Source organism: Faecalibacterium prausnitzii (assembly GCF_003287405.1).
Taxonomy (GTDB): domain Bacteria; phylum Bacillota; class Clostridia; order Oscillospirales; family Ruminococcaceae; genus Faecalibacterium; species Faecalibacterium intestinale.
In genome coordinates this window covers 51,279-67,797 of record NZ_PRLD01000010.1, presented here as the reverse complement: position 1 = coordinate 67,797, position 16,519 = coordinate 51,279, and the positions used below count along the sequence as shown (strand labels likewise).

The 16,519-nt window shown below is 60.4% G+C and carries 14 protein-coding genes; 5 read left to right on the top strand and 9 right to left on the bottom strand.

Annotation, left to right across the window (positions count from 1 at the left end; all coding sequences use genetic code 11):
* Positions 1–71 precede the first annotated feature (71 nt).
* The 4 genes from C4N24_RS10580 to ptsP all read left to right on the top strand — a co-directional run bounded on the left by C4N24_RS10580 (position 72) and on the right by ptsP (position 4,859).
* Positions 72–1,499, top strand: coding sequence for a GH25 family lysozyme (locus C4N24_RS10580; protein WP_112091381.1), 1,428 nt, complete (start codon positions 72–74; stop codon positions 1,497–1,499).
* A gap of 412 nt (positions 1,500–1,911) precedes the next feature.
* Positions 1,912–2,565 (top strand): DUF4830 domain-containing protein, encoded by a 654-nt coding sequence (locus C4N24_RS10575; RefSeq protein WP_112091380.1) that lies wholly within the window; start codon positions 1,912–1,914, stop codon positions 2,563–2,565.
* Positions 2,566–2,847: 282 nt separating this feature from the next.
* A complete protein-coding gene (locus C4N24_RS10570; RefSeq protein ID WP_112091379.1) occupies positions 2,848–3,111 on the top strand; it encodes an HPr family phosphocarrier protein in 264 nt (87 codons plus the stop codon).
* A 104-nt stretch (positions 3,112–3,215) separates the two neighbouring features.
* Positions 3,216–4,859, top strand: a complete 1,644-nt coding sequence (ptsP, locus tag C4N24_RS10565; RefSeq protein WP_112091378.1) for a phosphoenolpyruvate--protein phosphotransferase — start codon at positions 3,216–3,218, stop codon at positions 4,857–4,859.
* A gap of 398 nt (positions 4,860–5,257) precedes the next feature.
* Here ptsP and C4N24_RS10555 read toward each other — a convergent pair whose 3' ends face one another.
* Together C4N24_RS10555 and C4N24_RS10550 are read right to left on the bottom strand one after the other, a co-directional pair.
* Positions 5,258–5,944, bottom strand: a complete 687-nt coding sequence (locus tag C4N24_RS10555) for a Crp/Fnr family transcriptional regulator (protein WP_112091376.1) — start codon at positions 5,942–5,944, stop codon at positions 5,258–5,260.
* Between the two features lie 5 nt (positions 5,945–5,949).
* Positions 5,950–6,807, bottom strand: coding sequence for an NAD(P)/FAD-dependent oxidoreductase (locus tag C4N24_RS10550; protein ID WP_112091375.1), 858 nt, complete (start codon positions 6,805–6,807; stop codon positions 5,950–5,952).
* A 310-nt stretch (positions 6,808–7,117) separates the two neighbouring features.
* Between C4N24_RS10550 and C4N24_RS10545 the strand changes: the two genes are divergently transcribed.
* Entirely contained in the window at positions 7,118–8,125 is a 1,008-nt protein-coding gene (locus tag C4N24_RS10545) for an asparaginase (RefSeq protein ID WP_055186189.1), read from the top strand.
* Between the two features lie 9 nt (positions 8,126–8,134).
* On the opposite strand, the gene C4N24_RS10540 is transcribed toward C4N24_RS10545, so the two are convergent.
* The 7 genes from C4N24_RS10540 to C4N24_RS10510 form a co-directional block, all read right to left on the bottom strand.
* Positions 8,135–8,464, bottom strand: a complete 330-nt coding sequence (locus tag C4N24_RS10540) for a branched-chain amino acid transporter permease (RefSeq protein WP_112091374.1) — start codon at positions 8,462–8,464, stop codon at positions 8,135–8,137.
* On the bottom strand, positions 8,461–9,204 hold the full coding sequence (locus tag C4N24_RS10535; RefSeq protein ID WP_112091373.1) for an AzlC family ABC transporter permease: 744 nt from the start codon (positions 9,202–9,204) through the stop codon (positions 8,461–8,463). Before C4N24_RS10535 ends, C4N24_RS10540 begins: the two co-directional genes overlap by 4 nt.
* 579 nt (positions 9,205–9,783) lie before the next feature.
* A complete protein-coding gene (locus C4N24_RS10530) occupies positions 9,784–12,450 on the bottom strand; it encodes a bifunctional diguanylate cyclase/phosphodiesterase (RefSeq protein WP_112091372.1) in 2,667 nt (888 codons plus the stop codon).
* A 187-nt stretch (positions 12,451–12,637) separates the two neighbouring features.
* Positions 12,638–13,729 (bottom strand): putative ABC transporter permease, encoded by a 1,092-nt coding sequence (locus C4N24_RS10525; RefSeq protein ID WP_112091371.1) that lies wholly within the window; start codon positions 13,727–13,729, stop codon positions 12,638–12,640.
* 15 nt (positions 13,730–13,744) lie between these two features.
* Positions 13,745–13,924, bottom strand: coding sequence for a DUF6472 family protein (locus C4N24_RS10520; protein WP_097785226.1), 180 nt, complete (start codon positions 13,922–13,924; stop codon positions 13,745–13,747).
* A complete protein-coding gene (gene trmB, locus C4N24_RS10515) occupies positions 13,917–14,681 on the bottom strand; it encodes a tRNA (guanosine(46)-N7)-methyltransferase TrmB (protein WP_112091370.1) in 765 nt (254 codons plus the stop codon). The genes C4N24_RS10520 and trmB overlap by 8 nt, the downstream gene beginning before the upstream one ends.
* 169 nt (positions 14,682–14,850) lie before the next feature.
* A complete protein-coding gene (locus C4N24_RS10510; protein ID WP_112091369.1) occupies positions 14,851–16,038 on the bottom strand; it encodes an alanyl-tRNA editing protein in 1,188 nt (395 codons plus the stop codon).
* Between the last annotated feature and the right edge of the window lie 481 nt (positions 16,039–16,519).

Genomic DNA, 16,519 nt, shown 5'->3' with positions numbered 1-16,519 from the left:
CCGGGCAAGGGGGCAAAGACCCGGGCAGCGCTACGCTGCACCACCGGGAGATTCGGAGGCAGAGACAACAGATGAAAAAACGATTTGACCGATCCGGCACAGCCCGCCGCAAAGCGGCGGCAGCCGTTGCAGCGCTGACCATGGCGCTGGTTCTGGCTGTGGGCGGCGCAGGGGCAGCGACCCTGCTGTCTGCACAGCCGGAGACTTTGACCGTGGGCGCAGTCGTGCCCCACATCACCGCCGAGGTACCGCAGGCAAGCAGCCCGGCAGCGGCTGACCCTGCCCCGGAAGCGGAGAGCACAGTGACCGCCGCCCCGGAGCCGGCAGCAGAAAGCGCCGCACAGCCGCAGCAGACTGCGCCCGCCCCGGAACAGACGGAAAAGCCGGAAACCACTGAAACCGCCCCGTCTGAACCGGAAGAAACCGCAGAAGCACCGGAAGCCCCGGCACAGCCCGCTGAGGATACCGCACTGGAAGAGGAGAACGCCCCCGCCATGCTGCTGGAGGAGACCCCGGAGCTGGCCGCACAGGACCCGCAGGCTCCCGCAGCGGACGGCACCACCCAGAACGATACCGCCAGCCAGCACACCCCGGAGGGCAGCGTGCTGCTGACCCCGGAGCAGATCCAGCAGGCACTGGATTCCGGCGCGCTGGAGGATGCCGAAGCACAGTGCATCGACCTGACCGATGAAAACGGCTTTTTCCGGTGGCTGTTCAACTGGCTGTTCGGCACCAAAGACAAGGAAGAAGAACCCGCCTACTCCGGCTGGCGCACCGAGAACGGCAAAACCTACTACTACGCGCAGGACACCAACAAAAAGGTCACCGGTCTGCGCTCCATTGACGGCAAGCTATATTATTTTGACGCCAACGGCGTAAAGCAGGACAACGTGACCTTTGGCATCGACGTGTCCAAGTATCAGTCCGGGCTGGACTGGAACAAGATCAAAAAATCCGGCGTGAGCTTCGTCATCATCCGCATCGGCTACCGGGGCTACGGCGCTGCGGGAAACCTGGTCAAGGACCCCATGTTCGAAGAGCACTTCACCAATGCCCGCAACGCGGGACTGAAGGTGGGCGTGTATTTCTTTACGCAGGCCGTAAACGAGGCCGAAGCGCAGGAGGAGGCCGAGGGCTGCAACTGGGCGCTGAACGGCCGGATGCTGGACTACCCCATTTTCTACGACACCGAGGCTTCCACCGCTCCGGGCGGCACCGGCCGCGCTGACGGTCTGGGCGTTGAGGACCGCACCAAGTGCGCCATCGCCTTCTGCGAGCGGGTAAAGGAACTGGGCTACAAGCCCGGCGTGTACGCTTCCACCACATGGTACCGCAAGCGGGTGGACTACAACACCCTGCGCAGCCGCTACACCATCTGGAACGCCCACTACGGCGTCTCCTCCAGCCCCATCAGCTGCGATCTGTGGCAGGGCACCGAGAAAGCCCGCATCAACGGTTACAGCGGCGAGCTGGACGCCAATATCAGCTATATCGGGTAACAACCCAAAAGCTGCTGCACACGCCCTGTGCAGCGGCTTTTTTCTTGCCGTGGGACAATTTTAAATGGCCGCCGCGTGCGCTTTGGCCATATTCAGCGGAAAGAATATTTTTTATTTTGGGTTTCAGGAAAGTCTGCGGACTTTCCTGAAACCCTTTTTCACAGGGAGGGACAAATCGGTAAACATCTGCCGCTTGTCTTTACGACCCCACTCGTGAAAATGCGTTTGGAGCGCTCCGCAGAGCGCGACAAACGCGAAATTTAAAATAATTATTCCGCTGATGATGTGCAGAGCTCAGCGGAGCACATTCTAAATCGTCCCCCTGCCGCAAAAACAGGGCATACTCCTCTGTTTTTCCGCATAAGCTGGTGACAGAGTTATGCAAGCGCAAATGGCGGGGAGGCATGGGGATATGTTTGTGGTAACACTGAGCAAGACGAGCCTGAAAAAACTGGGAGCAGGGGCAGCGTGCTGCGCACTGGTGGTGTTCAGCGCCATGCTGGGGCGGTTCATCAGTACCCGGACGGTGGCAGTAGCCGCCCCGGTGAACCGTATCGAGAGTGCGCAGGACATCCAGACATGGTTCACCGGCTACGGGCTGGAGGTGGACGGCGCGTCCATCACGGCGGATAAGGTCAAAATTCCCCGCAGGTGGGACGACAGCTTTTCCGCTTTCAACGGGGTGGTGCAGCAAAGCGGCATGGACCTTGCCCGCTACAAGGGCAAAACGGTGGAAAAATGGTCGGCGCTGCTCCCGGCGGCAAGCAGCGGCGAGACCAGCCGCTACGGGGTGCTGCTGGTGTACAAAAAGAAAGCCGTGGGCGCGTATCTGCTGGAAAAGCCCTCCGGCACGGTGCTGGGGCTGCAGGACGCCCAGAACGAGCTGGCAAAGCAGACCTCCGGCGAGGATTACAGCGGCGACTGGGGCGAGCGGCACGATGAGCAGCTGACCGACAGCACCGCACAGCAGACCTCCGGCGAGCCGGAGACAGCGCCCGAAGCCGCCCCGCAGGCAGCGCCCTACACCGAGCTGCCGCTGGACGCAGAAGGGTACCCCGTGGAATAGGGACGGTATTCGGGGGAAAAACGACCTTTTTTAAGCTCTTGTCCAGCAGTTGCACAAACTGCCTAGTTTTTACAAACGATTCGACAAAAATTAGACAAAACACGGATTTTTGTAGCATCCGTATGTTCAAATGTAACAAAATTTTCTTGTAAAAATCGGCAATATGAAACGGTGCAAAAATACCGGGACGGGTTTATAATAGTAGTATACCAATCCCCATTGGCAAAGCCATGCTCCGGGGCTGAATGTGCAGTCCGGGCAGAGGGATCAAGTAAGGAGAAAATGATTATGAAGGAATTTCAGTACACTGTTAAGGATGCCTGCGGCATCCATGCCCGTCCCGCCGGTCTGCTGGTCAAGACCGTGAAGGGCTTTGCAAGCACCGCTACCCTCGAGAAGGACGGCAAGAGCTGCGATATGCGCAAGCTGATGGCTCTGATGGGCATGGGCGTCAAGCAGGGCGAGACCGTGACCATCAAGGTCGAAGGCGATGATGAAGAAGCAGCCGCAGAGGCCATCCAGAAGTTCCTGAGCGAGAACGTCTGAGCCGCGACGTAAAAGCCGAGCCCTCGCGGGAAAACTGCGGGGGCTTTTTTTGACAAAACGCCGGGCGCTGTATGCCCCGGCTGTAAGTGGAAGGAGAACGTGCTATGCAGGTAGGCACCGGCAAAAGCGTACTCAATGGCATCGCCATTGGCAAGCTGAAGATCTACAAGAAAAAAGATACCGCGATTTCCACCGCTCCTGTGGCAGATACCGCCGCAGAACTGGAGCGTTTTGAAGCTGCCCGCCAGAAGGCCATTGAGCAGCAGACCGCCCTGTACGAAAAGGCACTGGCAGAAGCCGGCGAGGACATCGCCGAGGTGTTCAACATCCACGCCATGATGCTGGATGACGACGACTTTGTGGATGCCATCAAGGAGATCATCAACGGGCAGAAGATGTGCGCCGAGTACGCCGTCAAGACCGCCGGCAACAATCAGGCTGCGGTGTTTGCCGCCATGGACGACCCGTATCTGCAGGCCCGCAGCGCCGATGTGCTGGACATTGCGCAGGCCATGCTGGACATTCTGCAGGGGGTGGACAACGCTTCCCTGCAGGGCACCGAGCCCAGCATTCTGGTAGCCGAGGATCTGGCTCCCTCCGAGACCGTGCGCATGGACAAGAGCCTGCTGCTGGGCTTTATCACCCGCGAGGGCAGCTCCAACAGCCACACCGCCATTCTGGCACGCAGCATGAACATCCCCGCCCTGATCCAGTGCAAGGACATTCAGGAGGACTGGGACGGCAAGATGGCTGTGGTGGACGGCTACAATGCCTGTGTGTATGTGGACCCCACCCCCGACCTGCTCAAGAGCCTGAAAAAGCGCCAGCAGGAGGACCAGAAAAAGCAGGCTCTGCTGCAGGAGCTGAAGGGCAAGCCCAACACCACGCTGGACGGCAAGACCATCAACGTGTTCGCCAACATCGGCGGCATGGGCGACGTGGGTGCAGTGCAGCAGAACGACGCCGGCGGCGTGGGTCTGTTCCGCACCGAGTTCGTTTACCTGAACTGCAAGGACTTCCCCACCGAGGACTACCAGTTCGAGGCTTACAAGCAGGTGGTGGAAAGCCTTGCACCCCGCAAGGTGGTGGTGCGCACCTGTGATATCGGCGCAGACAAGACCGTGGATTACATGAAGCTGGACCACGAGGATAACCCCGCACTGGGCTACCGCGCCATCCGCATCTGCCTGACCCGCAAGGACTTCTTCAAGACCCAGCTGCGCGCGCTGCTGCGGGCTTCCGCCTACGGCAACATGAGCATCATGTTCCCCATGATCACCAGCCTGCGGGAACTGCAGGACGCCAAGGCTGTTCTGGAAGAGTGCCGCGCCGAGCTGACCGCCGAGGGCGTCAAGATGGGACAGAACATTGAAGTGGGCACCATGATCGAGACCCCCGCCGCCGTGCTCATCGCGGACGAGCTGGCCGCCGAGTGCGACTTCTTCTCCATCGGCACCAACGACCTGACCCAGTACACCTGTGCACTGGACCGCCAGAACGCAAAGCTGGAGCCTTTCTTCAACCCCCATCACCCCGCCGTGCTGCGCGCCATCAAGATGACCATTGAAGCCGGTCACCGCCACGGCATCTGGGTGGGCATCTGCGGCGAACTGGGCGCTGACACCGCCCTGACCGAGACTTTCCTGCGCATGGGCGTGGACGAACTGTCCATGAACGCCAAGAGCATCCTGCCGGTGCGCAAGATCATCCGCAGCGTAGACCTGAGCAAGCCCTCTGAGAAGGCCTGATAAGCACCGTACTACAAAACGATTTTAAATGGCTTCCGCTTGCGCTCTAGCCATTTTCAGCGGAAAAATTATTATTAATTTCGGAATACCGGAGCGTCTGCGGACGCTCCGGTATTCCATTTTCACGAGTGGGGTCGTAGAGATAAATGGCAGGTCAGCGCTTGTTTCCTGCGGAAACAGTCGCGCTGCCAGCATGACTTTCTACTTTCCGCACCGCGCTTCCGCAGGAAGCGGTGCGGCAGATGCAGCTTGTCTTTACGACCCCTTCTGTGAAAAAGTGGCTCAGAAACGCCCGCAGGCGTTTCTGAGCCACAAATTATAACACTATTCTTTCCGCTGATGATGCGCAGAGCGAAGCGGAGCGCATTCCAAATCGTCCCCGCACAAGGAAGAGAACGTTATTTTCCTCTTGCCAGCGCCTGCAGCTTCTGCTTATCCAGCACCTGCACGCCGCCGCGGTACAGCCGCACCCAGCCCTCCTGCGCAAAGTATTTGAGCATCCGGCTCACCACCTCGCGGGCAGAGCCCATGTACCTTGCCATCTGGTCGTGGGTCATGCGGACATCCTCGCCGCCGGTCTTGGCAAGCTCATCGGTCAAAAAGATCGCCAGCCGCCGGTCGGCGCTCATGAACAAGATCTGCTGCATCGTCCACATGGTGTCGGAAAAGCGCTCTGCCGTCATCTGGTAGGCGTAGCAGCGCACATAGACGTTCTCCTGCATCAGCTGCCGGAAGATGCCCGCACTGATGCACAGCGCTTCGGTGTCCTCCTCGGCGTCGATGTAAAGGTCGATGTTCACCGCATCCATCACGCAGGAGGCGGACAGGATGCACACCTCCCCGCCGAACAGGCGGTACAGCGTCACATCTCTGCCGTCCTCGGACAGCAGATAGGAGCGCAGCTGCCCGCTGCGCAGCAGCAGAATGCCCACGCAGCTTTCCAGCGGGCTGTGCACCCGGGCACCCTTGGCGTAGTGCACCGGGCGGGTAAAGCGGCACAGCCGCTCCTGCTCTTCCGGGGTCAGCTGCTCCCAGAACGGAAACGCACAGGCCAGACACCGGGCGTGCGGAGATGTTTCTGCCATACGGCTCACCCCTTTCGCAGCGCCTTGGCGGCTTCCGTACCCGCCAGCGCGCCCTCATAGACCGCTTTTGCCACCTGTAACAGCCCGCCGGTGCAGTCCCCGGCGGCGTACAGGCCGGGCACGGTGGTCTGCATTTTGTCATCCACCACGATGCGGCTGCCCTCTACGGCAGCGCCCAGCTTCCGGGCAAGCGCGGTGCTGCCCGCCACGCCCAGCGCCACGAACACACCGGACACCTCCCGCACCGTGCCGCCCGCCAGCTGCACGCCGGTGACAGTCTGTTCGCCCAGAATGGCTTCCACCTTCTGGGTGCAGACGGTCACCTCGGGCGGGAAATCTGCGGTCAGGGCTGCGCCGTCCGTCAGCAGGGTAACGCTTTTCACCACCGGCAAAAGCGCCTGCACCTCGTGCAGGGCGTACTCGCCGCTGCCCAGCACCGCCACGTCCTTTCCACGGTAGAAAAAGGCATCGCAGGCGGCGCACCAGCTTACGCCGTGGCCTTCCAGCCCGGTCAGCCCCGGGATGCGGGGCACAGCGCGGGAAGCACCCGTTGCCAGAATGACCGCGTCTGCCGGGTACGCGCCCGCCAGCGTTTCCACAGTCAGGCGGTCGGTCCATGTCAGCCCCACGGCCTCGGTCTGCACGAACTGCACCCCCAGCCGCCGGGCGTTCTCGATGCTGCGGCGTTCCAGCTCTGGCCCGGAGACCGGCTGGGCAAAGCCGTAATAATTTTCGATTGTTTCGGCGCGCGCCAGCGCCCCGGAGCCTTTGGTCAGCACGGTGGTCTGCACCCCGGCGCGCACGGCGTACAAAGCGGCGGACACCCCCGCTGGGCCGGAACCTACAATAACAATGTTGGACATGGTGTTGCTCCTTTGCCTGATTACCCCCTCAGTCAAACCCTGCGGGTTTGCCAGCTCCCCCAAGGGGACGCCTTTCGTTGCAGCGGTCAACTTTCCGGTTTCTCCAGAAGGCTCCCCCATGGGGGAGCTGCTGAGCGCAGCGAAGCTGAAGGGGTATTCTAATTCTTTTTCCCTTATTATATACAAAAACCGTGCTGATTTCTGTGACCGGGTCGCAAAAACTTTTTGGGCGGCGGGCACTGTTCAAGCCCCGGGGCGTGTGCTATACTGTTGTCATGTTGAAATTACTGCCACAGGGGGCTTTTGCTTTATGTCCAAACAACGTCTGCTTTTCATCACCACCGGCGGCACCATTGCCAGCGTGCGCACCCAGCAGGGGCTGAAGCCTGTGCTTTCCAGCGAGGAACTGCTTGCCCATCTGCCGGAATTGAAGGAACTGTGCTGCCCGGAAACGCTGGCGCTGTGCAGCATCGACAGCACCGACCTCGGGCAGGAGCACTGGCTCATGATGGCACGCGCCATTCAGGAAAACTATGCCTTATACGATGGCTTTATCATCTGCCACGGCACGGATACGCTGGCGTATTCTGCGGCGGCGCTCTCCTATTTAATTCAGAACGCGGATAAGCCCATCATCCTTACCGGCGCACAGCAGCCCATCTCCAACGAAATCACGGATGCCAAGAAAAACCTGCGGGACAGCGTAGTCTGCGCCATCGACCCGGGCAGCCGGGGCGTGATGGTGGTGTTCGGCGGGCACGTCATCGCGGGCACCCGCGCCAAAAAGAACAAGACCATCAGCTACGACGCCTTTGCGTCGGTCAACTTCCCGGAGCTGGCGCTGGTGCAGGGCGACCGGCTGGTGCGGTACATCCCCTCGCCGTGGCCCACCGGCCCGGTGGAGTTCAGCCGCACGCTGGACAGCCGGGTGTTCCTGCTCAAGCTGACCCCGGGGATGTCCCCGGCGCTTATCCCGGAGATCTTCCGCCTATACGACTGCGTCATCGTAGAAAGCTTCGGCGTGGGCGGCATCCCGCAGCAGCTGATGGACGCCTTTGCCGCCGGGCTGGGCGATTACGAAACCACCCACAAGGTACTCATCATGACCACGCAGGTCACCTACGAGGGCAGCGATGTGGGCGTGTACGAGGTGGGCAAGCGGGTGCGCAACCGCTTCCGCTTCTTGGAAGCCCACGATATGACCATCGAGGCCGTGGTGACCAAAAGTATGTGGCTGCTGGCGCAGAACTGCGAAAGCTTTGACCAGCTGCAGCAGCGGTTCTACCGTCAGGTGAACTTTGACACCTTCTACCACTGAGCCGTTTTTTTAGAACACCAGCTGCACCAGCAGTACATAGCAAAAAGTGCCCCCCGCCACGCTGAGCAGGGTCTGGTGCTTCCACTTGTGCAGCGCGATGGTAGCCAGCAGCGCAAGCGCTTCCGGGATGCCGTGGCTGCCGGAGAACGGGGTAACGCCCTTCAGGCAATAAACGATGAGCATCCCGAAGATGGCGGCGGGCAGCACCCGCCCCAGATACCGCACCACCTCCGGCGGCTGCTGCTCCTTGCTGGAAAAGACCAGAAACGGCAAAAAACGGGTAAGCATGGTGGCGGCGGTGCACACCGCAATGGTAAGCCCCATCTGAACTGCTGTCATTCTTCTACCTCCCCGGCTGCTTTTTCCATCGGACGGCGCAAAGCCAGCAGCAGCACCAGAATGCCAGCCATGGACGGCAGCAGAAAGCTGCCGGAACCAAATACAATCAGACACACCAGCGGCACGGCAAGCCCGATCAGGGCACTGCCGTGCTGCTGATCTTTTTCCCACTGGTTCAGGAAGATGACCGTGAACATTGCGGTCATGACAAAATCCACGCCCTCGGTGCTGAAGGGCAGTACGGTGCCCAGCGCAGCCCCAAGCCCGGCGCTGCCCACCCAGTAAAGCTGATCCAGCAGGGTGATGAAAAACATGAACCAGCCCTTGTTCACCCCTTCCGGCGGCGTTGCCGAGCAGGTGATGGAAAAGGTCTCGTCGCTCATGGCAAAGATCATGTAAAAGCTGCGCCAGCCGCAGCCCTTATAGCGCTCCAGCATGGCAAGGCCGTAGAACAGGTGCCGCGCCTGGATCATCAGCGCCATTAAAAAGGCCGACAGCGGCGAGAACGCGCCCAGCAGCAAACTTGCCAGCACGAACTCCAGCGAGCCGCCGTACACGACAGTGCCCATGAGCATGGGCATCCACACCGGCAGCCCCAAGGACTGCACATAGATGCCGTAGCCCAGCCCCAGCACAAAATAACCCGCCAGCACCGGGATGGTCTGCGGAAAAGCCGCCCGCAGCGCCCGCAGGCAGGGGTGCGGCAGGGCGGGAGAAACGGTTCGGGACAGATGCTGCATAGAAAAGCTCCTTGCTTTGCGGGAACAGCGGGCGGTGCGCCCATATACCCACATATATTGTATGAAATAAGTGATTTCTATTATAGCACATCCCGGCGCTTTTGCAAGACGGCGACTTCTTGCTGCCGGGACGATTTAAAATGACCTCCGCTGCGCTCTGGCCATAATCAGCGGAATAATTATTTTATATTTCGCGTTTGTCGCGGCCTGCTGACCGCTCCAAACGCATTTTCACGGGTGGGGTCGTGAAGGGAAACGGCAGCTACCGCGCTTGTTTCCTGCGGAAACAGCCGCGCGGCGGGCACCCCCTCAGTCTGCTCACTGCGTTCGCATCCAGCTCCCCCAAGGGGACGCCTTTGCGCTATGCCGGAAACCTTGCCGCCGCCACCAAAAGCCGTCCCCTTGAGGGACGACTTCCCCCGCTCCGGGGGAAGATGTCGCATAGCGACAAAAGGGGGCGTGTGGCTTGACGCGAAGCGGCAAGACGGAAGGGGTAATTCCCGGGCGCTCCTGCGAGCGTCAAACGCAAAAGCAGCCAGACCGGGCGGTCTGGCTGCTTTTATAGCATACAAGAATATTTTACTCTACATCTTCATCCGCGAAGATCCACAGCACCTCGTTGATATGGGAGCCGCTGCGGGAGTAGGGGGTCACACGGATGCAGAAGCTGCGTCCGTCCGTCTTGCGGTAGCGGTGCTCCAGCAGGTTGCTGCTGAACACGGTGCTGCGCACAAGGCCGAAATCGAACAACTTTGCAAAGTTTTCTCTGTCCTCGGGCGCTACCAACGTGTCGCGGTAGTTGGTCAACGCAGCGCGGAAAGAGCCGCCGCAGGTGTCCAGAACGGACTGGAAGTCGTCCGGCACAATAACGGGGCGCACGGTGTCCTCCTGCAAGTCCACCACGATTACGGTCTTGTATTTGGGGGCAAGCACCTTCAAAAAGTGCTCGGCATCCCGCTTTTCCTGCAGGGTGCGCTCCATCTTTTCGTTCAGGCCTTCCAGCTGGCGGGCGCGGCCGTTGTGCTCGTAGTAGGTCTGCCGGTCCTGCCGCATGGCAGCCTCGGCCTTGGCCACGGCTTCGTCCACATGGCGCAGGTCGGTGGTCTGCTGGATGCCCACCGAGATGGCGTAGTCCTTTTCCTTCAGGAAGGCGCGCATCCGGTCTGCGGTGCTCCACACGCTGTAGGGCGGCTCGTTGGGGGTCAGGATGACAAATTCATCACTGCCGATGCGGTACACCCGGCTGGTGGCAAAGAACTTGCGGGCGGCATTTGCCAAGCAGCACAGCAGGGTGTCGCCGCTGCGGTGACCCAGATGCTCGTTCACCTCGTGCATCCCCACCACATCAATGTAGGTGCACACCACGGATTCGTATCCGCTGTGGGGCAGCTCCCGCAGGTCGGTTTCGTACCGGCTGCGGTTGGCAAGGCCGGTCAGGGTGTCGTGGCTGTAAGAGAAGTCCAGCTCCTCGCTGAGCTGGTCGGCCTGTGCGTCGTTGCGCACCAGCACGGTCGCCCATGGGTTCTGGGCGCAGCAGCCCCGGCAGGGCAGCACCTCTGTGGTGACCCAGATATACTGGCCGGACACGTTCTCGCGGTAGCGGTAGAACTCCGGCGCGGTGGCGTGGTACAGCACAGAGCGCAAAGCTTCCAGATCGGTCTGCTCCAAGAACAGGTCTGCGTCCTCCTCGTGCACGATCTTTTCGTTCACCAGACGGTCGCAGTAGTTGACAAAATCCTCTTCCTTTTCCAGATCTGCACCCAGCAGGCGGGCGTCCCGTTTGATCACCCGGTACGCACCGGTGGCAAGGTTCAGCAGCGAGATCTCCAGCACGTTATCGGTAAAGATCTGGTAGGCCTGCAAGGCCAGCGCAGTCTTTTCGGTGCCCGGGTTTTCCACCCGGCGGTCACGGCGCATCAGGTCGCGGCGCAGATCCCAGTAATCCTGATTGGTGGGATCTGCCAGCAGTTTTTCGGCGTTTTCCACCGGCATGGGCTTGAAGAAATAGTAGCCCTGCGAGTACAGGCAGTCCGCCGCCTGCAGCATGGACACCTGCTCCGGGGTCTCCACGCCCTCGGCGATAATGGGCAGGTTCAGCCGGTGCGCCATATCCACCACCGACTCCACGATCTGCACGCCCTTGCTGCGGTTCTCCTGATTCATGTCGATGAGCTTCATGTCCAGCTTGATGGCATCGACGTTGGTATCCTTGAGCATATTCAGCGAGGAATACCCGCTGCCGAAATCGTCCATCATCACCGAGAAGCCCTTGCGGTGCAGTCCCTGAATGGCGTTTTCCACCATCTGGGTGTCCTCGGCCACCATGGTCTCGGTGATCTCAGCCAGCAGGAGCTTTGGCTCCAGCTTATATTTTTCCACCAGATCTGCAAAGATCTGCGGCACATCCAGGTTCAGGATATCCTGCACCGAAACGTTCACCGACACCGGCACAAGGTTGCTGCCGCTTTCCTGCCACTTCTGCAGGGTCTGGCAGACAGATTCCCAGATGTACTGGTCCAGCCTTGTCACAAGGCCGGTGCGCTCCAGCAGCGGCATGAACTCGGCGGGGGGGACACAGCCCCGGGTGGGGTGGTTCCAGCGCACCAGCGCTTCCATACCCACGATGGCGCGGGTGATGCTGTTACACTTGGGCTGCAGGAAGAAGCAGAATTCGTGGTTATCCAGTGCGCGCTCCAGCTCACCCAGCAGCAGCTGCTGTTCCTTGAGTTCGTTGAGCATGGTGGGCTCAAAGCGGTGCAGGTAGCCGCTGTCCGTCGTTACACCGGCGATCTGGGCATAGTTGCACAGGGTGGCGGCATCCGCACCGGGGTTTGCCTGCACGGGGCACACGCCCATTACCACAAAGAAGGTGACATCCTGTCTGCCGGCAGCCATGCACGCCTGCAGCGTGGCAAGCACGGCGGTCTGCTCGGCTTTTTCGTCCGGCAGACACAGGAAAAAGTCATCATTTCCAAAATAGCCCACAGGATAGCCGGTCTGCTTGCTGTAGCCCAGCAGACAGTTTGCCATAGTCTCCAGCAGAACATCGCCCTTTTCGGTGCCGTAAAGCTCGTTATAAAGCTTGAAGTGCTGGATATCCACAGCGGCGACAGCCCATTCCGTTCCCTGATGCGCGGTCAGGAATGTATGCAGGGCCTGTAAAAATGCGTCCTTGCGGTCGATCCGCTCCAACGCAGCAGATGCCGGTGCGGCGGCATCTGTTTTGGTCTTCCGTTCCTCTGACATGACGATTCCTCACAATTTGGATAGATTCAATACGGACAAGTCGATTGCGGTCAATTGGTATACTTTGTAATCAGTATAACACGGTTTAAGCCGTTTTGAAATAGGTTTTTCACACTTTCTAACAACATTATTCGAGCAAAGTGCAACAAAAATGCCACACACGGCAGTGCCGGTGCGGCATGGGGGGTCATTTGGTTTCCTTGTTGTCGTTCTGCGCGGTGTCGTCCTGCCCGGCGCGGTGCAGCATCTCCCGCAATATGGGCAGGCTGCGCAGTTTTTTGCCGTGCCGGAGTTTCGGATAGGCACGCAGCATACGGCGGGGGCCCACGATGCGGGGCGTGCGCAGCAGCTGCGCCTGCATCTCCTCGCTGCGCTGCTGCAGCTCTGCCGCCAGCTGTTCCAGCTGCAACAATTCAGCAGCACGCTCGGCAGTGCCTTTGGCAGCAAGACGGGCGGCGTTGGCGGCTTCGGCAGCGTTCAGTCGGGCGTCCTCGCTGGCGCGGCGGGCGGCTTCGCTGGCTTCGGCGGCCTTGGTGCGGATGGCGGCCATGGTCTCACGGGCAGAGGGGCGTTTTCCGGCGGCGTCCCGCGCCTCGGCGGCGGCAAGCTTGAATTGCAGCCGTCCCTCGTCCAGTTTCTGGTCGGCGGTCAGGGTGGTGGTGCCCAGCAGCTGGGTCATGGCATCGCTGACGGCGTGGATGCTGTCGCCCAGCTGCTCCATGGTGTCCAGCGTATCGGCCAGCGCAGAGGCAGCAATGGCGGTAGCCACCACGTCCACCGCATACACGGCGTACAGAAAGCACATGAGGATGACCCCCACAAAGGGCGGGATGAGGGCTACAAGGTCCGCCACCACCGGGTGCACGATGCGCATGACCACCAGCGTGCCCACGCCCCACAGCAGGCAGAATTCCAAGCAGATATAGCCCCCGATGTTAAAGGGGAAATCGCTGTAATCCCACCAGCGGGTGTGGTAGAGCTTATACAGTGCCCAGCCGCCCACCAGCTCCAGCGCACTGGGCAGGATGACGCCGCCGAGATACAGCAGCAGGACGCTGTGCTGCAAGGGCGTAAGCGCAAACAGCACAATGATCATGCCAAAGCCGTAGATGGGGCAGACCGGGCCATTCAAAAAGCCCCGGTTCACCAGCTGACCGGTGGTAGCGGCGGCATAGATGACCTCCAGACACCAGCCCATGCAGGAATAGATCAGGAAATAGGCCAGAATATGGTACAGCGAGAACCCGCATACCATAGTCCCGGTGAGAAAACTAACCATGAGCACCTCCGTTCTTCAGTTCTGTTTGGATACGATCTTATATTCGTCCCCCGGCTCAAAAAAGGGACAGGCAGCGGTATTGTGCGCAAGATAGCGCGCCATCTCGTCCTCGTCCAGCGCAGCGCCCTGCGCGCAGTAGTAGCTGCCGTATTCGTCCTGAACATTATTCAGGCACAGCTCACAGGGGTCAGACATTTCCTTCGCCTTCCTGTGCGGCGGCTTCGGCGGCAGCTTCCCGCGCCATCCGCTTGAGCACCTTGGGGTCTACCCATGTCACGCTGTCGGCACCGGGCTTTTTGCGGGCAATGAGCGCCTTGATCTTGATGCCCATCTCGGTGAACATTCCCTCGTGCTCGGTGCGGATGTTCCACGCCGGCTCGTTCTCGTGCAGGTCGTAGGTGATCCACTCGATGTCGTAGCCGGAAGCGGGGAAGTACTCCACGCTGTCCCGGAACAGATCATCATCGTCGGTCTTGAAGTAGATCTCGCCGCCGTCTTTCAGGAACTCGCGGTAGGCGATGAGCTGGCGCGGGTAGGTAAGGCGGTGCTTGTGGGAGGAGTCGTTCTTGCTCCACGGATTGCAGAAGTTGATGTAGATGCGGCTGACTTCATCCTCCGGGGTGATAACGCCCTTGATGCGCTCGATATCGGTGCTCATGATCTTCACGTTGTCGATGGGACGTCCCGCTGCCTGATAGGCGGCTTCGATCTTGCGCTTGGCAAGGATGAGCACCTTGTCGGTGATGTCGATGCCCAGATAGTTATTTTCCGGGTGGGCGCAGGCCAGCTGGGAGATGAAGCCGCCCTTGCCGCAGCCCAGCTCCAGAATAAAGGGCTGCTCCGGGCGGGCATACTGGCCGTGCCATTTGCCGCCCCAGATGAGGGGCTCGTGCACATGGAAATCCGCGGCCATCAGTTCGTCGTGGGCATAGGGTTTGAAACGCATTCTCATAGTTTGTTGTTCTCCTTAAATTTAACGTGGCTCGCCCTCTCCGTCTTTGCTTCGCAAATCCACCTCTCCCAAAGGGAGAGGCCTTGGCAGTGCGGAAAACTCTCCGGTTTTGCCAAGGGCTCCCCCTTTGGGGGAGCTGGCGCGTCAGCGCCTAAGAGGGCGAGGATGCTTACAAATTTCTCTCCCGCAAAAATGCTTCCACCTGCTCCGGGGTGGCGGCGCAGCTGCCCTGACAGATGCCGGGCTTGCCGCCGCCGCGTCCGTTCAGGGCGGCGTTCAGGGCCTTGGTCAGGGCGCGCACATCGCCGTCCCGCCGGGCAAGGCAGTAGCCGGTGCCCTTTTCGGTGGGGGTCAGGGCGGCGCACAGGCCGGTGGTGGCTTCGGTCAGCCGGACAGCCAGCCGGTGCAGCCCGTCCGGGTCCAGCCCCGGCAGGGTGCGGATGGCGTCTGCATCGGGCGCGGTCAGCTGCGCAAGGGCGTCAAACAGCTGGCTGCACAGTCCGAAGTGTGTAAACTTTAGCGCAGTATACTCGTCGTATATGCGGTGTACCGCCACAGCGGTCTGGTCGGACTTGGCAGAGAGCAGCGCGCCGATATCGGCCTGACGGGCGCGCATGGCCTGTGCCGCCGTCAGCGCACGGGCACCGCACACCACGCTCAGCCGCACACCGCCCTTGTAGTTCTCGCTGGCAAGGATCTTGATCTGCCCCACCTGACCGGTGGTGCGGGTATGAGTGCCGCAGCAGGCGCAGACGTCCGCACCCGGGATGGTCACGATGCGCACCTGTCCCTCGATCTCCTTTTTGGAGCGGTAGACAAGGGCGGCAAGCTCCTCCCGGGTGGGGTAGCTGATGAGCACCGGCACATCCTGCCACACGATGCGGTTGGCGGCAAGCTCCGCCTGCCGCAGCCCCTCGGGGCTGATGGGCACGCTGGTGTCCATGCGCACGGCCTCGGTGCCCACATGGAAGCCCACATTCTCCGCCCCGAACATCTGGTGCAGAATGCCGGAAAGGATATGCTCGCCGGTGTGCTGCTGCATCTTATCGAAACGCCAGTCCCAGTCGATGCAGCCGGTCACGGCTGCGCCGGGCGCTGCGGCAGCGGGCAGGGCATCCACCGTATGCCAGATGACACCCGCCTGCTCGTGGACGTCCAGCACCCGCAGCACCGTGCCGTCCGGCAGGGTCAGTGTGCCCCGGTCGGCGGGCTGACCGCCGCCCTCCGGGTAGAACACCGTGCCGTCCAGCGCAATGCGCCCGCCGCCGGTCTTTTCGTCCGGCTCTGCGGCAAGAATGACGCTTTCGCATCCGGTGCGGAAAGCGTCCTGCTCAAAATATTTTTCTGTGCGCTGCATAGCGCGAGTACCTCCTGTAGATAGAACGATTGACAATAGTGGTAAGAGTCTTTGCCGAGGGATGTTCTCTTTTGGTGGCAAAAGAGAACCAGAAAACCACCAGCGATTTCGACGCGCTGGGGCCACGAAAAAGGGGCTGCTCGCCCCTTTTAACCCCAAAGAAGTGGGCTACACCGGAAAAAACTGAAGATTCACGCCTATTCGGCGTGAAGATCTTTTAACCGTTTTTTCCGGCTCCGCCGATTCAAAACCCCTCAGTCGCTGCGCGACAGCTCCCCCCGGGGGAGCAAGCGCGCCCGCAAACTTTACGGTTCAACCGCAAACTTTCCCGCTATGCCAAAGGCTCCCTCCCAGAGGGAGCTGGCAAAACCGTCAGGTTTTGACTGAGGGAGTTGAAAGCGTCATCTTTTTCAGTATACCACGATTTTTGCCTGTGGAAAATAGTTTGCGGTTATGTTATGATAGGAAACAACGAATATTC

Coding starts and splice junctions, on each gene's coding strand:
- C4N24_RS10545 (WP_055186189.1), top strand. CDS start 7,118: ATGTCCAAACAACGTCTGCTTTTCATCACCACCGGCGGCACCATTGCC.
- ptsP (WP_112091378.1), top strand. CDS start 3,216: ATGCAGGTAGGCACCGGCAAAAGCGTACTCAATGGCATCGCCATTGGC.
- C4N24_RS10570 (WP_112091379.1), top strand. CDS start 2,848: ATGATTATGAAGGAATTTCAGTACACTGTTAAGGATGCCTGCGGCATC.
- C4N24_RS10510 (WP_112091369.1), bottom strand. CDS start 16,038: ATGCAGCGCACAGAAAAATATTTTGAGCAGGACGCTTTCCGCACCGGA.
- C4N24_RS10535 (WP_112091373.1), bottom strand. CDS start 9,204: ATGCAGCATCTGTCCCGAACCGTTTCTCCCGCCCTGCCGCACCCCTGC.
- C4N24_RS10530 (WP_112091372.1), bottom strand. CDS start 12,450: ATGTCAGAGGAACGGAAGACCAAAACAGATGCCGCCGCACCGGCATCT.
- C4N24_RS10555 (WP_112091376.1), bottom strand. CDS start 5,944: ATGGCAGAAACATCTCCGCACGCCCGGTGTCTGGCCTGTGCGTTTCCG.
- trmB (WP_112091370.1), bottom strand. CDS start 14,681: ATGAGAATGCGTTTCAAACCCTATGCCCACGACGAACTGATGGCCGCG.
- C4N24_RS10520 (WP_097785226.1), bottom strand. CDS start 13,924: ATGTCTGACCCCTGTGAGCTGTGCCTGAATAATGTTCAGGACGAATAC.
- C4N24_RS10580 (WP_112091381.1), top strand. CDS start 72: ATGAAAAAACGATTTGACCGATCCGGCACAGCCCGCCGCAAAGCGGCG.
- C4N24_RS10550 (WP_112091375.1), bottom strand. CDS start 6,807: ATGTCCAACATTGTTATTGTAGGTTCCGGCCCAGCGGGGGTGTCCGCC.
- C4N24_RS10525 (WP_112091371.1), bottom strand. CDS start 13,729: ATGGTTAGTTTTCTCACCGGGACTATGGTATGCGGGTTCTCGCTGTAC.
- C4N24_RS10540 (WP_112091374.1), bottom strand. CDS start 8,464: ATGACAGCAGTTCAGATGGGGCTTACCATTGCGGTGTGCACCGCCGCC.
- C4N24_RS10575 (WP_112091380.1), top strand. CDS start 1,912: ATGTTTGTGGTAACACTGAGCAAGACGAGCCTGAAAAAACTGGGAGCA.